This is a genomic window from Aurantimonas marianensis (genome assembly GCF_024195285.1).
GTDB classification, from domain to species: Bacteria; Pseudomonadota; Alphaproteobacteria; order Rhizobiales; family Rhizobiaceae; genus Aurantimonas; species Aurantimonas marianensis.
Window position 1 is genome coordinate 1 of the sequence record NZ_JALHBS010000139.1, and the last position, 1,280, is coordinate 1,280.

Below are 1,280 nucleotides of genomic sequence, written 5' to 3' on the forward strand. Positions count from 1 at the left end.
GACCAGGGCAAGGCGATCCTCAACGATTCGGGCCTTGCGATCACCGCCGCCGACGATCTCGACGATGCCGCGCAGAAGATCGTCAAGGCCGTCGGGTAAACTCCCGGTTGTCCAGATGCGCAACACAGATTATGTGTGACTGTGGAGGTGTGTGATGGTGAAAAATATTACGCTCGCAGTCGATGAAGAGGTGCTCCGACGCGTTCGTGCGATTGCCCATGATCGTGGCACGTCGCTTAACGCCCTTGTCCGCGAGCATTTGGAGCAGTTGAGCCAGGCAAAGGACGATGAGCGCCGTCAGTACAAGGAAGCGCTCGCCCAGTTGCGCGAGATGAGTGCCAGATCGGGTGTCTCACTTGGGGAGGGTTACAAATTCACCCGGGAGGATGCCTATGAGGGCCGGCTTCGTTGACACGAATGTTCTCGTCTACGCTGCGACCGGAGCGGTGGACGAGCGCGTCAAGTGGCTACGGGCCCTGGAATTCCTGGAGGATGGACCGTACTCGTTGTCGGGTCAGGTTCTCGCGGAATTCTACAGTATTGCCGTCAGAAAGCACCGTCTGAAGCTCGCCGAAGTCGAGCGGTGGCTGACATTTCTGGAGAATTTCACGGTGCAGGCGATCGATCGCGGCGTCGTTCTGGCCGGGATCGCTCTCTCGCAACGATACCAAATCTCCTACTGGGATGCCGCTCTCATCGCCGCTGCCAAACGCTTGGATGAAACTACCCTCTACACCGAAGACCTCAATCACGGCCAGTCCTATGAGGGCGTCCGTATTGTGAATCCTTTCATCGAGAATTGAGCCCACCTAGGAATCTCCATGTCCATCCTCGTCGACAAGAACACCAGGATCATCGTGCAGGGGCTGACCGGCAAGACCGGCTCGTTCCACACCGAACAGGCGCTGGCCTATCACGGCACGCAGATGGTCGCCGGCACCCATCCCAAGAAGGGCGGCGAGATGTGGCAGGGCACGGCCGACGGCCGCACCGTCGAGCTGCCGATCTTCGCCTCGGTCGCCGAAGCCAAGGACAAGACCGGCGCCGACGCCTCGGTGATCTACGTGCCGCCGGCGGGCGCGGCCGCCGCCATCGAGGAGGCGATCGACGCGGAAATTCCGTTCATCGTCTGCATCACCGAGGGCATCCCGGTGATGGACATGGTCAGGGTCAAGGCCAAGCTCGACAAGTCCAAATCCCGGCTGCTCGGGCCGAACTGCCCGGGCGTGCTGACCCCGGACGAGTGCAAGATCGGCATCATGCCCGGCAACATCTTCAAA

2 protein-coding genes and 1 pseudogene are annotated in these 1,280 nt (G+C 60.5%); all 3 read left to right on the top strand.

Annotation, left to right across the window (positions count from 1 at the left end):
- The first annotated feature begins 154 nt into the window (after positions 1 to 154).
- The gene (locus MJ956_RS18675; protein ID WP_253965920.1) at positions 155 to 412 is read left to right on the top strand and encodes a DUF6364 family protein; all 258 of its coding nucleotides are present in this window, start codon (positions 155 to 157) and stop codon (positions 410 to 412) included.
- The gene (locus MJ956_RS18680) at positions 393 to 803 is read left to right on the top strand and encodes a PIN domain-containing protein (protein ID WP_253965921.1); all 411 of its coding nucleotides are present in this window, start codon (positions 393 to 395) and stop codon (positions 801 to 803) included. Before MJ956_RS18675 ends, MJ956_RS18680 begins: the two co-directional genes overlap by 20 nt.
- An 18-nt stretch (positions 804 to 821) precedes the next feature.
- Positions 822 to 1,280 (top strand): annotated as a pseudogene (locus MJ956_RS18685) (succinate--CoA ligase subunit alpha); the annotation flags it as partial.

Bases quoted from the DNA above. Each gene is read 5' to 3' on its own strand.
- MJ956_RS18675 (WP_253965920.1), top strand. From the start codon at position 155: ATGGTGAAAAATATTACGCTCGCAGTCGATGAAGAGGTGCTCCGACGC.
- MJ956_RS18680 (WP_253965921.1), top strand. From the start codon at position 393: ATGAGGGCCGGCTTCGTTGACACGAATGTTCTCGTCTACGCTGCGACC.